General features: G+C 60.3%; 13 protein-coding genes and 2 pseudogenes. 4 read left to right on the plus strand and 11 right to left on the minus strand.

What is annotated here, in order from left to right:
• Positions 1-3: 3 nt before the first annotated feature.
• The 5 genes from MTX19_RS12470 to MTX19_RS12490 form a co-directional block, all read right to left on the minus strand.
• Positions 4-1,251 (minus strand): HlyD family type I secretion periplasmic adaptor subunit, encoded by a 1,248-nt coding sequence (locus tag MTX19_RS12470; RefSeq protein WP_280985991.1) that lies wholly within the window; start codon positions 1,249-1,251, stop codon positions 4-6.
• Positions 1,238-3,520 (minus strand): type I secretion system permease/ATPase, encoded by a 2,283-nt coding sequence (locus tag MTX19_RS12475; RefSeq protein ID WP_280985992.1) that lies wholly within the window; start codon positions 3,518-3,520, stop codon positions 1,238-1,240. The genes MTX19_RS12470 and MTX19_RS12475 overlap by 14 nt, the downstream gene beginning before the upstream one ends.
• A 171-nt stretch (positions 3,521-3,691) precedes the next feature.
• Positions 3,692-5,392, minus strand: a complete 1,701-nt coding sequence (locus tag MTX19_RS12480; RefSeq protein ID WP_280983853.1) for a TolC family outer membrane protein — start codon at positions 5,390-5,392, stop codon at positions 3,692-3,694.
• A 294-nt stretch (positions 5,393-5,686) separates the two neighbouring features.
• Positions 5,687-5,965, minus strand: a complete 279-nt coding sequence (locus MTX19_RS12485) for a hypothetical protein (protein ID WP_280983854.1) — start codon at positions 5,963-5,965, stop codon at positions 5,687-5,689.
• 421 nt (positions 5,966-6,386) lie between these two features.
• Positions 6,387-6,923: an NYN domain-containing protein gene (locus MTX19_RS12490; RefSeq protein WP_280985993.1), complete on the minus strand. Its 537-nt coding sequence runs from the start codon at positions 6,921-6,923 to the stop codon at positions 6,387-6,389.
• A gap of 790 nt (positions 6,924-7,713) precedes the next feature.
• Here MTX19_RS12490 and MTX19_RS12495 point away from each other — a divergent pair.
• Together MTX19_RS12495 and MTX19_RS12500 are read left to right on the plus strand one after the other, a co-directional pair.
• Positions 7,714-10,749 (plus strand): hypothetical protein, encoded by a 3,036-nt coding sequence (locus MTX19_RS12495; RefSeq protein WP_280983856.1) that lies wholly within the window; start codon positions 7,714-7,716, stop codon positions 10,747-10,749.
• Positions 10,750-11,107: 358 nt separating this feature from the next.
• On the plus strand, positions 11,108-11,428 hold the full coding sequence (locus tag MTX19_RS12500; RefSeq protein WP_280983857.1) for a hypothetical protein: 321 nt from the start codon (positions 11,108-11,110) through the stop codon (positions 11,426-11,428).
• A gap of 53 nt (positions 11,429-11,481) precedes the next feature.
• Here MTX19_RS12500 and MTX19_RS12505 read toward each other — a convergent pair whose 3' ends face one another.
• Positions 11,482-11,676, minus strand: a complete 195-nt coding sequence (locus MTX19_RS12505; RefSeq protein WP_280983858.1) for a hypothetical protein — start codon at positions 11,674-11,676, stop codon at positions 11,482-11,484.
• Between the two features lie 846 nt (positions 11,677-12,522).
• Between MTX19_RS12505 and MTX19_RS12510 the strand changes: the two genes are divergently transcribed.
• Positions 12,523-13,767: a glycosyltransferase family 87 protein gene (locus MTX19_RS12510; RefSeq protein ID WP_280985994.1), complete on the plus strand. Its 1,245-nt coding sequence runs from the start codon at positions 12,523-12,525 to the stop codon at positions 13,765-13,767.
• 407 nt (positions 13,768-14,174) lie between these two features.
• On the plus strand, positions 14,175-14,462 hold the full coding sequence (locus MTX19_RS12515; RefSeq protein ID WP_280983860.1) for a DUF5658 family protein: 288 nt from the start codon (positions 14,175-14,177) through the stop codon (positions 14,460-14,462).
• Positions 14,463-14,673: 211 nt separating this feature from the next.
• Here the strand turns inward: MTX19_RS12515 and MTX19_RS12520 are convergent, their stop codons facing one another.
• From MTX19_RS12520 to MTX19_RS12540, 5 genes and pseudogenes are all read right to left on the minus strand, one after another.
• On the minus strand, positions 14,674-14,916 hold the full coding sequence (locus MTX19_RS12520) for a hypothetical protein (protein ID WP_280983861.1): 243 nt from the start codon (positions 14,914-14,916) through the stop codon (positions 14,674-14,676).
• A 2-nt stretch (positions 14,917-14,918) separates the two neighbouring features.
• Positions 14,919-15,152: pseudogene (locus tag MTX19_RS12525) on the minus strand (transposase domain-containing protein); the annotation flags it as partial.
• 22 nt (positions 15,153-15,174) lie between these two features.
• Positions 15,175-17,244, minus strand: coding sequence for a recombinase family protein (locus tag MTX19_RS12530; protein ID WP_280980173.1), 2,070 nt, complete (start codon positions 17,242-17,244; stop codon positions 15,175-15,177).
• Positions 17,231-17,410, minus strand: coding sequence for a hypothetical protein (locus tag MTX19_RS12535; RefSeq protein ID WP_280980172.1), 180 nt, complete (start codon positions 17,408-17,410; stop codon positions 17,231-17,233). Before MTX19_RS12535 ends, MTX19_RS12530 begins: the two co-directional genes overlap by 14 nt.
• 302 nt (positions 17,411-17,712) lie before the next feature.
• A pseudogene (locus MTX19_RS12540) lies at positions 17,713-19,098 on the minus strand (IS66 family transposase); the annotation flags it as partial.
• Positions 19,099-19,251 lie beyond the last annotated feature (153 nt).

Below are 19,251 nucleotides of genomic sequence, written 5' to 3' on the forward strand. Positions count from 1 at the left end.
GCCTCAATGCTCGCGCAGCGCCTCGCTGCGCAACGTGCGCGCCGGCTTGAGAAGATAGTCGAGAACAGATTTCCGACCGGTCAGGACTTCGACGGTCGCGACCATTCCGGGAATGATCGGCAACGGCTTCTCTTCCGTGCCCAGATGGTTCTTCTCGGTCCGCACCATGACCCGATAGAACGTTTCCGGACGCTCGGTCCTTTCCTTGTCGTCGACAATGGTGTCGGCGCTGATGCGCTCGACCTTGCCCTTCAGGGAGCCGTAGACCGAGGAATCATACGCGGAGATCTTCACGACCGCGTCCTGATCGGGCCGGATAAAGGCGATGTCCTGCGGCCTGATCCGGCTCTCAACCAGCAATGTATCGTCGAGCGGAATGATATCCATCAAATTGGCGCCAGGCTGCACCACCGCGCCGATCGTGGTGACGTTCAGTTTGTTAACGATGCCATGCACCGGAGCTTTCAGATCCGTCCGCCGGACGCGATCCTTGGCGGATTTGAGATTTTCGTCGAGCACCGCGAGGTCTGCTCTCGATTTGGCCAGGTCCTCATCGGCCTGGGATCGAAACGAGGTGGTGATGTTGGCGATCTTCGCTTGAGCCTCGGCGAGTTGCCCTCTCATGTCGGTGGCTTGTCGATCCAGCCGCAACATCTCGATCTCGGGCACAACCTTCTGATCATAAAGCTTGCGGGTGATGGCGAGCTCGCGGTCCAACAGCTTGAGCGTGCCCGTGAACCGCATCACCTGCTGGTTCAGCACGTCGATGTCCTGGGCCACCTTTTGCTGCCGCATCTTGAAGACACTGCTTTCGGTTGCGACGGCCGCCGGCACCACCTTGTCCAGTTGATCGGGAAACACGACTTCGCTGCGTCCCCTCGCTTCGGCCTCAAGACGCGCAACCCGCGCCGCCATCGCCGCGCGCCGCTCCCTCACTTCACCAAGCTCGGCGGCAAATTTGGTGTCGTCGATCCGCATGAGCGACTGGCCCTGCTCAACGATGGCTCCTTCTTGCACCAGGATATCACCGACGATGCCGCCCTCGAGGCTCTGGACCACCTGGGTCTGTCGCGATGGCACGACCTTGCCGTTGCCGCGCTTCACCTCGTCCAGGATCGCGAAATGCGCCCAGACGAGAAACACGACCAGAAGGGTGAGGGAGGCGAGCAGCAGCATGCGCGAGGTGCGCGGCGTGCGCAGGCTCGCAGCTGCCCGGATGTCATTGGCGAAGGCAAAATCAGACTGCGGCATTGGGTTTCTGCACCACGGTTGTCGTTGCCGCAAAGCCGGGTTGCGCCACCGTTGGCACCGCCGCGGGTCTACCCTGCAAGAGCGCCAGAACCTTGTCGCGCGGTCCGTCGGCGATCAGGCGGCCCTGATCAAACAGCAGCAGCCGGTCCACCATGCTGAGGAGCGAAAGCCGGTGGGTGGAGATGATAATCGTCATCCGCTCGGAGCGGATCGCCTTGAGGCGCTCCAGAAACTCGTTCTCGCTGCGGACGTCGAAGTGTGCGGTCGGCTCGTCGAGGAACAGGACCTGCGGCTTTCTGATCAGCATACGGGCGAGCCCGATGGCCTGCTTCTGCCCGCCGGACAGGCTGCGTCCTCCCTCGGAAATCGGCATGTCGTAGCCCAGCGGGTGTCCGGCAATGAAGCTTTCCACCCCCGACAGACGCGCTGCGGCGATAATCTCCTCGTCGGTCGCTGCCGGCTTGCCGAGCGCAATATTGTCGCGCAGCTTGCCGAAGAACAGGTCGGTATCCTGCATCGAGAACCCGATGCCGGTGCGCAGATCCGACGGGTCGTATTGTCGCGAGTCGATGCCGTCGACCAGGATGCGTCCTTCCTGAGCTTCGTAGAATCCGAGCAACAGGCGCCCGACCGTGGTTTTTCCGGAGCCAACGCGTCCGATGATGCCGACCCGCTCGCCGCCCTCGATCTTGAACGAGACCTTGCTGAGGGCTTCGTCAGCGGAATTGGGGTAGGTAAAGCTGACGTTCTCGAAAGCGATCCGGCCGTCCTGGATCTTTCGTGAAACGTAGGTCCGCTGGGGCGATCGCTCACGCTCCAGGGACATGATGCGGTCGATCGATTTCAGCGCGGACAAGGTCTGCGTTCCCCGGGTGATCACCGATGTGATGCCCGCGATCGGCGCAAGGATACGGCCGGCCAGCATATTGGCTGCGACCAGCGCGCCGACCGTGAGGTGACCATCGAGAATGAGAAAGACGCCGACAATGATCAACAGCAGGCTGGTAATCTGTTGGGCGGCGGCGGTGGCCGACAATGCCAGCGATGCCCAGAAGTGCACGTCTTCTCCTGATCGCGCGGTCGCCGCAACCGACCGCTCCCAGATCGTCTGCATCCGCGCCTCGGCACCGGCCGCCCGAACGGTCTCCAGCCCGGCGAGGGATTCGACGAGCACGCCGTGGCGGGCCGAGGATTCGGCCTGAAGCCGCTTCATGGCCCGGTCCAGCGGGCGCTGCATCGCCAGGCCGACAATCACCATGACCGGCAACATCAGCAGCGGGATGAACGCCAGCAGCCCTGCAATCGTGTACAGGACCGCCACGAACAAGACGGCAAACAGCAAGTCGGTGGCGGATACGACGCCGCCCGACGTGAAGAACTCCCGCACCGAGTCAAAGTCGCGAATCTGATTGGCGACAATGCCGACGGAGGTCGGCCGCTGCGACATCTTCACCGACATCACATGTTCGAAAATATTGGCAGCAAGAACGACGTCGGCGGTCTTGCCGGTCACGTCGATCATGCGGCTTCGCACCATGCGAAATATGAAATCGAAGAGGATCGCCAGTCCCATCCCAATCGACAGCGCGATGAGCGAGGGTATCGCACCGTTCGGAACCACGCGGTCGTAGACGCTCATGATGAACAAGGGCGTCGCCAGCGCGATCATGTTGATCAGGAAGGCGGCGATAGCGATGTGCCCGTAGCTGCGCCAGTGGGCCTTGACGACGGACCAGAACCAGTGGTTTCGCGGAAGGTCGGCGGCGGCTGCGGTCCGGGCGTCGGCCTCGACCGTCGCCCTGATCAGGAATGCGTAGCCGGTATAATCAGCCGCAAGGGCTCTCAGGTCGCGGAGCTCCGGAGCAAAGGGACTTAACAGCGGGTCGAGGACCTTGGCGCCTTTCTGCTGCTCGTCGAAGCCGAGAAGGATCAGCGCGGTCCCGTTCTTCATGATCAAGACAGCGGGAAGCACCAGCGCGGGGATATCGGTCATGTCGCGCTTGATGGCCTCCGTCTCGAGACCTGCGCGCCTGGCGGCGCGGTCGTAGAGCGAAACGGACAACCGTCCGTCCACGATAGGGAGACCGCCGAGAAGCGCCTCGCGGCTGACGGCGCGGCCATGATGAGCTGCGAGGTAGGTCAGCGAAGCGGCGAGGGAATCATCGCCCGGAGGGCGTTGCCGGCCTTGCGCGGCAGGCTGCGAATTGAGGTCATCTGCCGACAGCGGCTCGCCGGCGTCGGCCGCCGACTTGGGAGCTCGAAATAACAACTTGCAAACCCTTAAATGGCCAAAAGGGGAGTTTCAAAAATCGCATTCGATCAGTTCGGCCAGATTACAGCAAAAAACGAACGAAATCATCGAATCTTGCTTTAAGAGTTAATTAGGAAATGGAAAAGGGCCCCTTTCGGGGCCCTCGCGGAAGCCTTGATCCCGTTGCCGCTACTGAGCCGAAGTGGGGAAGGCCGACAGCAGCCAATGCGGCTTCGTCGAGGCATAGGAATTTACGTTCGCCGCTGATGGATCCGCGTAGATGACGTTCGGCTCGTCGGTAGCGCTCTTTTGCTGTGTGGCCCATTCGGGCGTGCCGGACACGGCCGCAGTCGCCGTCGAACTGGGCCAGCGGTCTGCGAACCCGGCATTCTTCGGCTGAGCTTCCGCGTAAGCCCTGGCGGGGCGAACCGAAGCAGCGGGTGCCGGAACAGCAACATGCACCGGCTCAGATCCTGTCTGCGGCAGGTCCACGCGCAGGGTCGGCAACGTGTAGCGGGGCAGGCCGTACTGAAGCACATCCACCGGAGCAGCATCGACCGGCGGAGGCGCCTTCAGATATTCGATCAGAGTCCCCATCGCTGCCAGCAGCTGATAATCGGCGAAAACGACGACGCCGCGAGCAGAGGTGAGCGAAACCGACGCGTTGAAGAATTGGTTCTGCGCGTTCAGCAGATCGATCAGGGAACGCTGACCGAGCTCATATTCCTTCTGGAAGGCCGCGATGGTCTTCCTGTCTGCATCGAGCTGGCGCGTCAGTGCCGCAATACGCGTGGCCGTAATAGTACGGGCATTCCACGCCTTGTCGATCGATTCATAGGCGTCGCGCTGCAGCCGGGCGTGGCGCATGGTTGCCTCGGTGTAGCGCTCGGCCTTCTCCGAGCGATTCCAGGCATCCTGTCCGCCACGGAAGATGTCCCACGACATCACGACCTTGCCGCTGTAGTCCTCATGGGTCACGCTGGGAAGCCCAGGGTTCGTGACGTAAGGGAAGGAGTTGTCGTAGTGCGTTGCGCGTCCCTCAAGATAGAACTTCGGGCCGAACAGGCCGTCCGTGGCCCGAAACTCATGCTTTGCGGCATCGACGTCGGACTGAGCCGCCGCGATCGTTGAATTGAACCGCAGGGTTGTCGCCAAAGCTTCGTCGCGGCTGTGCGGCAAGCCGGCGAGAGGTGCCGGGAAACGGAGATTGATCGGCTCGAGGCCGACCACCTTCCGATACTTTGCCCTGGCATCATCAAGGCTGCGCTGAAATTCCGCGAGCGCCGCGCGAGCGTTCTCGACGCGCTCCCGCGATTGCTCCAGATCGCCTTCGCCAGCCCGGCCACCCGAGAAGCGGGAGTTCACGTTTGCAAAAATCTTCTCGTGGTTTGCGACGTTTTGCTGCGCGAGGCTGACGAGGCGCATGTAGCGCACGACGTCCACATAAGCCTCAGCTGCGTCGAGCGCCAAGAGTTCGGTGCGCTCCTTGACGCGGGAGGCCGCAGCGTTCACGCGTGCCGTCTGACGCCAGACCTCATGGATCGACGCGAAGCCGTCCCAGAGCAGCTGCCGCACCACCACTGATTCCTGGCTGCCATTCCGCCACGGTCCTGACCCGGCGGTGGGGACCGTCAAATTCGTGCTGATGACGCCGGGCGGTTGATCGAACTTTTCCGGTCCGTAGCTGGCGTCGATGCGCACCTGCGGCAAAAGCGTGCTCTGCGTTTGCCTCAGCTCGCTTTCGGTCGCACGCCGGTTCGCCGACGCCTCGCCAACCCCCGGGTTGGTCTGCATCGCCTGGCGCAGTGCGTCGTTAATGGAAAAACCGTCAGCACATGCCGGGCTGGCCGCTAGGCAGAGGCCCGCGATTACGATGTATGCCGGTTTCATTATCCGCCCCTGCTCGCAAAAAAAATTAATTGGAATCTACCGAAACCGTAACAAATGAAGGTTCCAGAACCTATGACATTTCGGCCACACAACCGCCCTAAGTGAGCCGGGAGCTGTCATCCGTCCGTGAAAAATAGTCCTTAGATTATGAATAGAATTCAACGATTTAGGATGCGATTTGCAGATCAATCAGGTCGCGCGCAGGCAGCAATACCCTCGTCAAAATAGAAAGGTCGGTTAAGCCAGTCCTAATTCAGCCAGTCCTAACAAGAGCGAGCCAACCAGCCGCCGGGCCTATTGCTCCCGACAGGTCGCAATGTAGGTGGCCACGAAGGGAGACTGGGTTTTGTTGTCCGACGACAGGTCTCCAGCACGGCTCGTGAGCTTGTAGAGCGCGTTGCTGCCGAAATAGAATCTGAAAATCTCCGCCGTCGTTTCGTCCACCCGGGTGGCAAAGATCGACCCAGCATCACGTTGGGCGGCCGCAAAGACGTAGGTTGTGAGCTTCGCTCCCTTGCCTTCGGGGGCAACAGACGTTCCCCACGTCACCGAGAATGTCTGGCCATCGATCACAACGGCTGGTCGGACGTTATCCAGATCGTCGTCGTTTCACTGGGCGTCGTTGCCCGAAGGATCTAGTTCAATCCGCTTGCCCCGTGGCGGGTCGCAAGTAAATCGTGAGGGCGTGAGCGATCGCTGCAGTGGTCGTGGCCAGGAACAGGAACAGACAACCGACCGATCTCCGCATTGGCTTTCTCCCTGCCGTTCGTATTCGTCGTCATACTGACGTTTCCGCCAGGGCTTGCGCAACTCGACGATCGCCGGGACCAGCGCGGTCATGATCTTTGCGCCGCTTTGGCACGACGCGAGCGTCGCGAGCGCAGCATGACGCACGCCCGACGGGCTGGCTACCGGAGCGGCTGGTTTTCCTGCCTGTGCTTTCCGTCTCGTACCCTTTGTTGCGGGCTGTGTCCTTGGTGCGAACGGGCAGGCGTTACTCTGGCGCGATCGGATGCGGTGGCCGCTCGATCAATGGCCTGAGGCTGTCGAGCTCAAGGAACACATCAGCCTGCCGCCGAAGCTCGTCTGCTATCATGGGAGGCTTCGTGCGAATACTGGAGATGACGGTCACGCGGACCCCCATCCGACGAATTGCCTCGACGACGGCCCGCAAATCGCCGTCGCCCGAAAACAGGAATGCGTGGTCGATGCGGCGCGCGATCTCCAATGCGTCGACGGCAATCTCGACGCCGACGTTGCGCTTAATCCTTCGCCGTCCTTCGCCGTCGTCGTGCTCTCTGGCTGGCTTGGACCGAACCGCATACCCATTGTAGTCGAGCCAATCGATCAACGGTCTTGTGCTCGTGTACTCGCCATCATCTTTCACCACGGTGTAGAAGTAGGCGCGGACCAATCGTCCGTGCTTGCCGAACTCCGAAAGCAATCGCCGGAAATCGACCTCAAAGCCGAGGCTCTTGACGGTGTTGTGCAGATTCGCTCCGTCAATGAAGAGCGCAATACGATCGGTCATCTCAAATCCCCTTGACGTCGGATCGTTCGCTGTGTGCTTCGCTCTGGGGGCTCGTTGAGCGTATAGGGGTGAACGTTCCGACGGAAATATCCGATCCTAGAGCATGAAATCGGTCAGGAAGAAGAGGAAGTTTCGATAGTGCCGAGGCCGGCAGTCATCGCTCGTCCCGCATGTTCGCGGGCGGATGCGCATGACTGTGGGATCGCCGACGGGTGCCGGGTTTGGTCCCCTGCTGACATTGCGAGCGACGACCGATCCCTTCGGTCCCCGCTAGGGGGCCAGCCCTTGGCGGACGGGCAAAGGGCGTCAAGGATCGGCCGAGTGAATGCAGCGATATGGGTCCTCTTGCGGCGAAGCGAGGCATGTGGCGGCTTGAGGCGCTGACGGCGCCGCCGCCCATCTGAGTAGATTGAGACTCGGCAAGACGACTGTGCGTGCAGCGAGCGTCTCCTGCCGAAGTGGCGCCCGCGCCCGCAGCGCTTTCACGCTCATAAGGTTTCTATTGCGTCGGCAACAAAAGTATACTTAAAATTAAATTGTTGCGGCGGTGCCGTTCGCGCCGACGCTATTTTTGTGCCCAAAGCGATTTTTCCACCGACACGATTTCTACGCCCAGACGGGGGAGGGCGGTCTGCATTACCGATATGGGTCGAGACAGTTGACATGCGCTCTGCATGCACGCGGCCCCTTTGCGTTCACCATCCGACCCGTCCTTTCGCCTCACCAACGATGAGCCGATTACGGCTGGGTCTTGGCAACCATTTTTGTGTTGTTCTTACAGGGATTTCTCATGTCCATTTACAAGTACGATGCAAGCACCAACACGTATGTTCTCGTTGATGATTCTTCGCTTCTCGGCACCGATTCTTCACTCGCCGATCTTTCTGTTGCCACCGATCTTTCCGACTATGCGCCCGGTTCGACCGCCAGCGTCACAGCGACTGTCGGCGTGGGTGATACTGTGACATTCAATGTAAGCGACGTGGCGGGAGCTGCCGTCTCGGGCACCAACCAGCCTTGGACGGTCACCGATGGCGGTCCCGGTGATCTTGATGGGATTGCCAATGGCGTGATCCAGACCTCCTGGGCGGTCGGACTGGATGCAGCCGGCCAGTCCTTTGTCCTAAGCGCGACGGATCAGACGGTCGGCGCCATGGTGACGACCAGCTTCACGGACAGCCCGCACACGCCGGTGCCGGCTGTCGTTCCTGCAAATCTGACCAACGGCATCGTGTTTCTGACCGGTGATACCAACACGTCGACAGGCACCGGAATCTTCCCATCGTTCGTGCAGATTCAGGCAAGTCCGCAAGAAGGCGGCGTCGAGCAAGCCTTCAACACCGACGCCGCGCCCGTTGAGGATAGCGGAAGCTCGCCGCAGCACAATCACAGCCTTCTGCTGAGCGCCGTCCCGATCGTCACGGTCAACGGCGTCGACTATCGGGAATTCCGTCTCGATCTGAACGAGCAAAGCGATCCGATCAGCCTCGATAAGCTGCAGATCTATGCCGCGACGTCCGGAAACCTCACCTCGCTGGCCGGGCTGACCCAGATCTACGACATGGACGGCGGAGCGGACGGGAAGACCGGCGGCGGCGACGACGTCAATGTGTCCGTCGGCCTGACAGCGTGGTCATCGGGCAGCGGGCACAGCGACTACAAGGTCCTGATCCCGAATTCTTATTTCGCTGGGACGGACCCGGGAGCCTATATCTATCTCTACTCGCAGTTCTCGAACGCGGACGCGGGATTTGAGGAATGGTCGGTCGGGCCGACAAGCCCCGCAGGCACCACGCCGGCTGCGGTGGTGGGCATCGACAAGCAGGTTTCGGTCGATGGCACCAATTGGCAGGACGTCGGCGTGTACGGCACCATCGCCGGCAGCGACGCCGCGCCGACTCTGCTGGCGGGGTCGACCGTCTACTACAAGGTGGTCATCACAAACGAAACGGTCCCCAACGCGTCCGATCTCAATCCCAAGATGCTGGTTTCGTCGTTGACTGACGATCCGGCGCTCAGCTTTCAATACCAAAGCGGCGATACGAACAATAACGGCCTGATCGACCTCGGCGAATCCTGGATCTACACGGCGTCGACCACAGCGGTTGATGGGTTGCAGCCGGGCGGCAACGGTCAGAAGCTGCAGATCGACACCGCGACGGTGACCGGCACCGTAACCGATCAATATGGAACGACCACCGGCACAAACAGCGACCAGGCCAACTACATCGGCGTGACACCGAAGATCGCGATCGACAAGGTGACGGTCGACGGCACGCTGGATGCGAACGGCAACCTCGTCCTGGCGGACGGCAAGGGGGCTGCCGGCGACAACCTGACCATCATCGCCGGCGAGAACATCATCTGGGAGTACAGGGTCACCAATCCCGGCGATGTCGCGCTGTCCAATGTGACGGTGACCGATGATCACGCGGGCGTGACGCCCACGAGCCTGCTGAACGGCGACGGCTTCAATGTCGGCGACACCAACGAGGACGGCAAGCTCGACACCAACGAGACCTGGATCTACACGGCTGCCGGGGTCGCGATCGACGGTGCCTACACCAACAAGGGCACGGCGAGCGGCAGCTTCACCGACAGCACCGGGCATATGGCGACGCCGACGGCCAGCGACTCGTCCGGCTACACCGGCGTCAATCCTGCCATCGCTATCGACAAGGTGACAACGGGCGTCGACTCCGTGACTGTCGTGGACGGCATTGTAACGTCCACGCATGCGTCGACCGGTGATGGTCTCAGCTTCCTGGCGGGCTACGGGGTTACCTGGACCTACACCGTCACGAATTCCGGCGACGTCGCGCTGGCGAACGTCGCCGTGACGGACGATCAGCCCGGCGTTTCGCCCACCGCCGTGCTGCAGGCCGATCACGTTCACAATGTCGGCGACATCAACGACAACGGATTGCTGGATGTCGGTGAGAGCTGGATCTTCACGGCCTCCGGGACCTCCGTCCTCGGCAACTACAGCAATACGGGAACAGCGAGCGGGTCGTTTACCGATACGGCTCATCATACTGTCACCCCTACAGCCAGTGATCCCTCAAGTTACATCGGCACCTTCACCGAGCAGGGCGGCACGCTGACCCAGGGATTCTGGGGCAGTCATACCGATGCCTGGGATGGGACGCTGGGCAAGGAAAGCAATTCAACCAAGAGCGCTTATAGCAGCGGCGTGCTCTCGGCCCTGGACGTCAATCCGCGGCACGACGGTAATCTCCTGCTCGGCGATTCCAACCACAACGGTGTGGCGGACGATGCCCACGATCTGCTGATCTCGGACGCGTTGGCGGCGTCGATTCTGTCGTCGAGCACGAGCGGCGATGCGCGCATCATGATGCTGCAGCAGACGATTGCGGCGCAGCTGAACATCGACAACGGCAAGGCAGAGCCGAACGACCTGATCGACGAAGCGGTGATGTGGCTGACCGGCAAGGGCGCCTGGAGCGGCAATGGCTTCACCGTCGACGCCGACATTAACGGCATCATCGATACGTCCGGCGGCAAGCTCGCCGGCTCGGCGGTGTCGACCAGCGGCAATGCCTGGCAGAAGTACGTCGACGTGACTGATCCATCCTCGGGCATCGCCGACTGGAATGGCGGCAAGGAAGCCGACGGCGAAGGTCTCAAGAACGCGCTGATGTGGTGGAATGACGGCCACCTCGTGACCAGCACGTCGGGACAGGTCGCCTACGACACGAACGGGACGTCCGCTGGCGGCATCAATCCGGCAACTGTCAATCTGAACACGCTGGACGAGTTCTGGCTGACATTGCACCAGCAGACGTCGTTGACCGGGATTGCCTGATCGTTTGCGGATGGATGGACGACGATGCCGAACGCGGCCGGGTGCTCCGCGCCGGGCCATGCTCGGCCGTCGTTCCGTCATACGGCTCGATGGTTCGATCGGGCATGACAGTTGAACGGGTTCGCGATGACGGGCCCGTCGCAGCCGACTGATCAATCCGGCCTCCAGAACAAGGAGCGCAACCGGGAGCGTCGGTCACCGCACGCACGGCGCCTTGCCGCCTTGCCGCTCTGCATCATGCTGGCCGCCTGCGGGGGGGGGGGGGGGTCGCCAGGCCGTCGAGGAACAGGCCGATCCGGCGCCTGTCAATTTAAACGCTGCACTGGCGGATTGTCGCAATGCCTTTCCGGATCAAATCGTGCAAGCTGTGGCGCGTGCCTCATGCGTGGTTAAGGCGATGGACCTGGTGCGGCCCTTGTTGCCGTTTCCGGAACTGCTCGACCGGGAGAACGCCTTGCGCAGATCGCTGGCCGAGCAGGTTCAAGGCGGAAAGATCTCTCTGCTCGAGCGAAATCTTCAGATGCAGAAGCTGCATTTGCAGATCCTGGAGGAGGAGCGAAGCAGGCAATCCTCCGCGCCGGCCGACTCCGGCAAGCAGCCATTGGCGGTGACGCAGTGGCGGCAGTCCAATCCGGAGGTGTGCGGGCGGCTCGGAGGTGATACCGCGAATTGCTATTGAGCCGGGCAATGTTGAGAGCCATTGAATCCCGCCCCTGGGCACCACGTCGATTTTCATCCTTTAATCCTGTTGCGCTTTTTGGCGATGTTGTCCTGTTCGGACCGCACCGCTGATGTTGGCGGGACAATTTTGTTCGCGGTAAGTGCCGCGGCAAGTCTCGTGGCAGCCTCGTTGGCGAGGCGTTTCTGGTCCGCGCCGCGCGTGTAAGTCGCCACCCGTTTTCGGCTCTCCCAGCCAAACAGCGCCACAAGTTGTTCATTTGTTCGTCGGTCGCGCCTAGATCGGCGGCGATCGTTGCCCCGGCCCTTCATGGCCCGCGCGCGCTGCAATGACGGAGGCCAGCTGCATCGTACCAATCTCGGAAACAGTTCCCGAACCCCGCATCGCTGAACAGTTGCCGAAACCGGTAACGATATAGTTGAGTCGGTCAATCTTCGATATCGATCATCGACGGAAGCGCTGGCAGTACCGGTTGGCTCACGTCCTTCGCTGCTTTACCCACGTGTCGTGACTTTCTTCGGCGTAACCTCAGCCATCCGTCCTTGACGTGCTGCGGGCCCATTCGGAGTACGTCAGCGCGGCGCTGACCCGTGAGGAGCAACAGGCAAGCGCGAGAACCGCCGGCGAACCGACCCCGTAGTGATCGATGGACTTCGCCAACTTCATCCAACGTGCAGGTGTGGAAGCCGCCTGTAGCGATGGGAATGTAGGGGACAGCCTTCGCCGGATTGTCCCTCGCTTCGTCGAGACTCATCAAATGATCAAATACCGCGCTAGGCTTTGAGGAATTCATTTCGCCGCCTCAACGAACGTTTCGAGCGCATCGATCTGACGCGCCGCAAAGACGATTGATCCCGCCGCACGTTTGTGAACCAGTTCACAATCACGCTCCCGATGCGGATGGGGCAGCTAACCTTGATCGGTTAGGTTAAGGACAGAAACATCTTTGCGGCGTCTGCAATTAAAATTGAGACCACGCAAGCTGGGATAAGGCTCAGCGTGTCGCTTGGAATGCTTTAGAATTCTATTACGCGGCGACGTTGTTGGTTTTCCAGTTGCGCTTAACCCTTCGATTTTTAGAAGTGATTTCAATCATGACCCGTTCGCTGAAAAAAATTCTGGACTGGGATGTTTCTGCGGGGGATGACCCGGCGCAAGCAGTTGCCTGTGTTCTCTTAATACTTGTCTCGGTACTGCTATTTGTTAGCGGTGACGGCGAACCCCCTGGGTTCGATTTTTCGTGTTTTTGGGCTGCGGGCACGATGGCGCTCGATGGCCACGCGGCGTCCGCCTACGATTGGGAGCAACTGCATCAGCAAATTGTTGTTCGGATGCAACTGATCAATCACGTCTCGTATCCCTACGATCAGTTTCCAATTCCGTTTTTTTATCCGCCTGTGTTTTTCTTGGTATTGGCGCCCTTGGCGCTCCTGCCGTTTCCGATTGCGTTCTGGGTTTGGAGCGCGGCAAAGCTATTTTGCTGGCTCCTCGTTATCTATGCCATCCGGCCACGCTCCGCCGCGCTCCTGCTGGCGCTCGCCACTCCGCCCATCTTCTACGATATGTTTCACGGCCAAAGCGGGCTGCTTGCGGCATCGTTGTTTGGTGGCATCTTGTTGACATTGAATAGGCGTCCAATCTTCAGTGGCTTCTTGCTCGCGTTCCTTATCTTCAAACCTCAATACGGCATTCTTCTCCCTTTCGTGTTGGTCGCCACCAGGCGTTGGAGCATCATCATCACCACCGTTTTGGTAATGCTGGCCCTAGTGCTGCTCACCGGAGTCACCTTCGGCTGGGATACTTTCAGGGCATTTGGTGAGGCGGCTACTTTTGGAACGACACGGTTTCACCTTAGTGGAGGGCTAGCATGGTATAATTTGTCGAGTGTTTATGGACTACTTCGGCTGGTCGGCTTTGGTTACGGAGTGGCCTTGTCGTTCCACATAGCCGTCGCGTCAGCCACGGTGATTTGGGTGGTTGTCATATGGAGTCGCAACGTCTGCTTCGCCATTCAGGCGGCCAGCCTGCTTGTGGCAACGCCGCTCATTTCTCCTTACTTTGCCATCTACGATCTGCCGATCCTAGCGATGGCGTTGGTCTTTCTCATGAACGCGAACATGGATCAGGTCTCGCTGCTCTCGAATCGACGAGCCCTCCGGATCGGTCTCAGTACCATAATCGTACTAGGATACGCTTTCCCGTTCGTGCTCATGCCCGTTGGTCCGTTTATGTGCGCGACCATGATTGTGATCGTCTGGATGAAAATGCGGCAACTCGAGGCTAGCGGGATAATCATAAGCGAGCAGCCGCGAAAATCTGCAACGGTCCGAGGCTATTAACTCGGGTCTACCCAATTGCGGCGGCGCGCCAATGACGCCGCCCAGGCTGCCTGCCAACCAAGACGTCAAGTGCACTCGCCGCGGCAGGCGCATAAGCGTTCTACAGAGCAATTTAGATCCACTCTCGGGCCACACCGTGCGGCAGTTCCGATGCGAATGCAGAGAGCGCATTTGGAAAGACGATTGAGGCCGCCTCAGCGCGGGCTGCATGCCAAGCCGCTGTCCATGGAATACATCCAGCGGCCGATGAGACCCTGATCTCTCTCGCTGGCCACCTGCGTGCTTTTGTCCGGTTGACCCCGGCAATGGTCGCACCTTCAAAAATAGGACTTGTGCATAATGAGTGAGTAGACATTTAAATAGGTCGATCTGACCAGTCCGGCACCTTCGGCACCGCGAGGCGAAAAATGAATTGGGGTAAGGCAGTCTTGCTGCTCTCCTGCTTGTTTCTTGGGTGTGCAGACCTCATCACCACCAATGAGATCCTGCATCTTGGGTTGGGCGAGTTGAACCCGTTCATGCGGGTAGCCCAAGCATGGTTCGGTACGTGGTGGCTCATTCCCAAGCTGGGCTTAACGTATCTCGTCATGTGGCTGCTCTGGCGGAGCAACAACATCTATAATATCGCTCTCGTAGTAGCGTTCTGCTCTACGCCTGTGCTGAACAACCTCATGCTTATCGCCGGCACGAACTGAAGCGGTCACGCGTCGGTTGTCGCAACCGGCGACGTGAGGTTGTTCGGTGCGGCTGGCGATCCGATCGCCTCTGAAAAAGCTGCGCCGTCGAGCTCGAAATGTCGTCGTGTCGTCGTGTCCCGGCGGCGCCCTGTTGTTGCTGGGTCCTGAAATTCGCCAGCGAGCTATGATCTAGCAGCGTATCCATCCGACCTAGGCCGCGGACAGGGGCTCACCGAATCCACCGCTTGAGGAGTTCGGGGTCTTCCTTGTGCATCCTGATGAGCTCCATCAGGTTTTCGATGCCGAAGTCAGTGAACGCCATGACCTGGTCGTCACCTATGCCGTAAACCCAGATGACGCCATCCTCTGTGCCCATTCCGTTGGCCACGTCCCAGAGCCAGTCCTCGTCTTCGCCGAGGTCTTTTGCGACGCGAGCGATGGTAAAGACGGCGTGAACCTTGTTGACGTGCATGGCTACGCCGCCTGGGCGGAGGACCTCGACGCAGAAGGCGTCCAGTTCCAGGGCAGCAACTCGTGCAGGCGGTTCTGCGGCATGTCGGCGATGCGCGCGAAGACGTCGGCAAGCCAGGCTTTCGGGTCGATGTCGTTGAGACGCGCCGTCACGAGAAGCGTGGCCATCACGGCAGCCCGCTCGGCGCCGCGATCAGAACCGGCGAACAACCATGCCTTTCTTCCCAGAGCAAGCCTTGAGTCATTGTGCGCCCCTTCTTTAAGTGCTTGTAAACATTGGAAGCGTGTCCGCGTCAATTTCGCGAGACGGGCGACCCTTTCGGGCAATCGCTGTTTTGACCGCCTCGGACGCCAAATCGGCAGCTCGAATCTGACAGGGTGCTCGCGGAACAACCTGCACAGCAGGAAGAACGCCGCTGGAGACAAGGCGGCGGATCATATGACTTGAGACACCGAGCGCTTTTGCGGCCTCGATCTGCGTAAGCCATTCGCCGTTTTTTTCCGCTGAACGGTAGGCATGGATGCCACGCACACGGCGAATAGAGCTGACCCGATGTGCTGTCCAGGTCTTACCCATGCCGGTGGGCAAGCCCATGCGATTGAGCGTGGCGGCGATGTGCTCGTCAGACCAGCGCCCGGCCATGCTGCGGACAACAGCCAAGGCATCTTCCGCCGTGGAGGAACCGTGTTCACCGGAGCGCGGCTTGCGGATCCGAAGCTCGGAGTGCTGCCCACCCTGCCAATGGATCGTGAGCACAACGTCGCGTACCGCATCGTCGACGTCCGCGATGATGTCGACAATCAAGGCTCGCAGTAGCTGCTGGCGCGCGCGCATCGTCACATCAGGGGATTTCCAGGCTACGGACAGGTTATCCACCAGATCGGCAAAGGTGCCGGGATCGACCGCGTGGCCGGATGACTGATGGTCATTCTGGCGATTTTCCAGCTCGCGCAGACGGCGCAAAGCGTATTCCCAGTTCTTCTCCAACTGCGCAGCGATCAGGCGATTATCGGGGTCACAGGCAGCGTAGCGGCGCTCAGCAAGCGTGGCATCGTACCGGGCTTGCTGGAGTTCCAGATCAAGGATCCGGCGCTTGTCATCTTGGCGTTCCCGTTGCATGCGCTGCGCCTCGAACGCGGCCTCGATCGCCATGGGTTCTACCGCTCGTAACAGTTCTCGTGCAACTGCCGCGTCGATCTTTGAAGCACCGAATATCATACAGCGAAGCCGACCTGCCAGACTACCCTTGTCACAGCGGTAGACCGGGTAGCTGATTCGACCGCCCCTGTAGCTGACGCTCAGGCGCTGACCACAACGAGCGCACGTCAGAATGCCCGACAAGAGCGCCTGGCCGCCCCGGCCTGATTTTGCGCCATCTGGGCGACCGTAGGCGTTAAGCGCCAATTGCTTCTGGTTGCGCTGGTAGTCATCCCAGGTGATGTACCCTTCGTGATGATCCTTTATCATCACATCCCAGGTGCCCGCCGGTTTGTAGTGCCCGTAGGTCCGCCGCGCTCTTCCTTCGACAATCGCGGTTCGCTTCTCGCTTTTGCCGTATACGTAAACACCCGCATAGAACGGATTCTTCAGCACACTGATCACATTGCGGTAGCGGATGGGCTGCCAAACGAAGTTTGTCATGCGACCTTCATCAGCCGGTCGGGGGAAGTGGATTTGCTCCGCCTTCATCGACAACAACACCTGGCGAGCGCTACCAAGTTCGCGAAAGCGAGTGAAGATAAGTCGAATCACCTCTTGCAGACGCAGGTCAGCATCCAGGCCCAGACCGGCTTCGCGATGCCAGACATAACCAAACGGCACTGATAAGCGTAGCTCACCACGTTGGGCCTTCGCCCTGGCTGCGTCTAGCATCCGTGCCCGGATTATGCCCAACTCAAACTCGCTTATGCTTCCCTTCATGCCGAGCAAGAGCCGATCGTTCGGAAGGCAAGGATTATAAATGCCGTCGTGATCAATCACCCTCGCTTCAACAAGCCCGCACAACTCAAGCAGATGATGCCAATCGCGGCCGTTGCGCGCGAGCCGCGATGCATCGAAACAAATCACGGCGCCGACGGCTCCTGCGCACAACCATGCGACCAGCCGATCAAATCCGGGCCGGGCCACCGTTCCACTCGCCGAACGGCCGAGGTCATCATCAATGACTTCCACGTCGGAGAAGCCGTGCCGGCGCGCAATATCCACAAGATCGTACTGTCGCCGTTGGCTCTCCAGATTGGCCATCACCTGGGATTGCGTTGACTGCCGCACATAGACGACAGCTTTGCGCTTCAAGAGCGCTTCCGGGATCTGGTCAGTGTCGGGCATCACCGAGCTCCTCGACTACCAGGCCGGCGGCCTGCATGAGGATTTGGGCGAGCGTCAGTAACGCCTTCACCCGCGCCGCCTCGTTCATCCTGTCCAGCCTGTCCGGCTCGAATATCAGGCTCAGTTGCCCGACTGAAATCTGTGCAGCTACGCGCTCCTGCTTCATCGGCGTTCTCCCATACGACTCGATCGCTCGGGGAGTTTGCGGAAATGGCGAGCGCTGTGACCAGTCTCTTCAGCTCTGATAATGCAGCAAGATCAACTTGTGGTCGCCCGGAGGTCATCTCCGCGCACGCGATTGGATCTACCATCCAGCTGGGAATCGTGATGACCGTGCCCAATGGGGCTCGGATCCGCAAAAACTGACCTGTCGCGCGTTGCTCCACACGACGCACGTTCACCATCTGGCCAAAATAGGGATGCCAGCGATAGTGGACCTCAAAATCCTCCCCGACATGGGCAGAATGAACGGTAAACGGCAAAACCGCGCAACGCTCGCTCCGCTGCATTGTTTGTCATGCAGATCCGTCCGTCGTGGACAAGGCGGGCAAAGCCCTCCCAACGGTTGAGCAGATAGTTGATCGGCTTAATCACGTTGGACGAACGTGAGAGCCGGGCAGATTCCGTCCGGAGCCAAGCCTCAAGGTCGGTCAGCAGTGGCGCGCTTCTCTCCCGGCGGATCTGCAGCCGCTCCTCAGCGCTCAGCCCATAGATGTCGCGCTCGATCTCGAACAACTGGTCAATCCGACGAACCGCTTCCAGCGCAACGGGCGAGATCGCCGTCGCCGATCTTCCGCGGCGAGCGTTCTGGGCGATGTCGGCAAGTTCGAAGAACGCCCTCCGGCCATGTGCCCAACGGAAGGCGGGCGTGGCCGGCAACGCCTTGCGTCCGGGATCGAAGAGAGCGTTGAACCCGCTATAGGCATCGGCCTGCAGGATGCCGGCGAAGTTCTGAAGATGCCGCGCGGGATGCTCGCCGCGCCGATCACGTGAGGCGTAGAACAGCGCCGCCGGTGGATCTCGCCCGCCGAATGGCCGATCGTCGCGAACATAGGTCCAAATCCGGCCGGTATCTGCTTTCCCTTTCGCCAGGATCGGTATCTTGGTGTCGTCACCGTGGAGCCTGTCGGCGGAGAGCACATAGGCTTCGATCAGTTCAAAGATCGGCCTGACCGCAAAGGCTCCGGCGCCCACCTGGTCCGCCAGCGTCGAGACCGACAGGGCGATCCCCTCACATTTGAAGCGCTGGCTCTGTCGATTTAGCGGCTGATGCTGACCAAATTTGTCGAACAGGATTGTCGCCAGAAGCTGGGGTCCGATATAGCCCCGGGGTGTGGCATGGAACGGCGCTGGCGGCTGCGTGATCGCCTCGCAATCCCGACAACTGAACTTCTCCCGCACTGTGTCGATCACCTTGAACCGGCGTGGGATCTCCTCCAGCGTCGAGGTCACGCTTTCGCCGAGCTTCGACAGCCGGGCCGATCCGCAGCAGGGACACTGCGTCGGGGGCGGCAGCACCACGCGCTCCCGCTCGATATCATCGGGAAAGGGCTGGCGCACCGGCCGCCTGCGCTCAAACGAACGCACCGTCTGCGTCTTTCCGGTCGCCTTCTCGGCAGCGAGCTCATCCTCGGTCGCGTCCGCCGCGAGTTCCTCAAGCTCAAGCTCCAGCTGATCGAGCAGCCGCGCCGACCGCTCGGAGCGAGCGCCATATATCGTGCGTCGTAGCTTCTCGATCTCGAGCTTGAGATGGGCAATCAGCGCTTCGGTGCTCGATTGCTTCGCCTGGGCATTGGCCGCTTCAGCAAGCCTGGCTTCCGCCGCAAGCCTGGCCGTGCGCTCGACCAGGATCATTGCATGCGCGGCGGCAAGATCAGGCGGCAGGTCGGCGCTGGAGTCCATAGCCAGATGGAATCACATTCGCCACCAAACTCAAATAACAAAGTCTCAGCCTACGCTGGTCGGGGGGATGTCCCGATCGGTGTTGAACTACGTCGGGCCGACGTT

Origin of the sequence: Bradyrhizobium sp. ISRA464 (assembly GCF_029910095.1) — a bacterium.
In the GTDB taxonomy this organism is placed as follows: domain Bacteria; phylum Pseudomonadota; class Alphaproteobacteria; order Rhizobiales; family Xanthobacteraceae; genus Bradyrhizobium.

Coding starts and splice junctions, on each gene's coding strand:
- MTX19_RS12470 (WP_280985991.1), bottom strand. CDS start 1,251: ATGCCGCAGTCTGATTTTGCCTTCGCCAATGACATCCGGGCAGCTGCG.
- MTX19_RS12480 (WP_280983853.1), bottom strand. CDS start 5,392: ATGAAACCGGCATACATCGTAATCGCGGGCCTCTGCCTAGCGGCCAGC.
- MTX19_RS12490 (WP_280985993.1), bottom strand. CDS start 6,923: ATGACCGATCGTATTGCGCTCTTCATTGACGGAGCGAATCTGCACAAC.
- MTX19_RS12495 (WP_280983856.1), top strand. CDS start 7,714: ATGTCCATTTACAAGTACGATGCAAGCACCAACACGTATGTTCTCGTT.
- MTX19_RS12510 (WP_280985994.1), top strand. CDS start 12,523: ATGACCCGTTCGCTGAAAAAAATTCTGGACTGGGATGTTTCTGCGGGG.
- MTX19_RS12515 (WP_280983860.1), top strand. CDS start 14,175: ATGAATTGGGGTAAGGCAGTCTTGCTGCTCTCCTGCTTGTTTCTTGGG.
- MTX19_RS12520 (WP_280983861.1), bottom strand. CDS start 14,916: ATGCACGTCAACAAGGTTCACGCCGTCTTTACCATCGCTCGCGTCGCA.
- MTX19_RS12530 (WP_280980173.1), bottom strand. CDS start 17,244: ATGCCCGACACTGACCAGATCCCGGAAGCGCTCTTGAAGCGCAAAGCT.
- MTX19_RS12535 (WP_280980172.1), bottom strand. CDS start 17,410: ATGAAGCAGGAGCGCGTAGCTGCACAGATTTCAGTCGGGCAACTGAGC.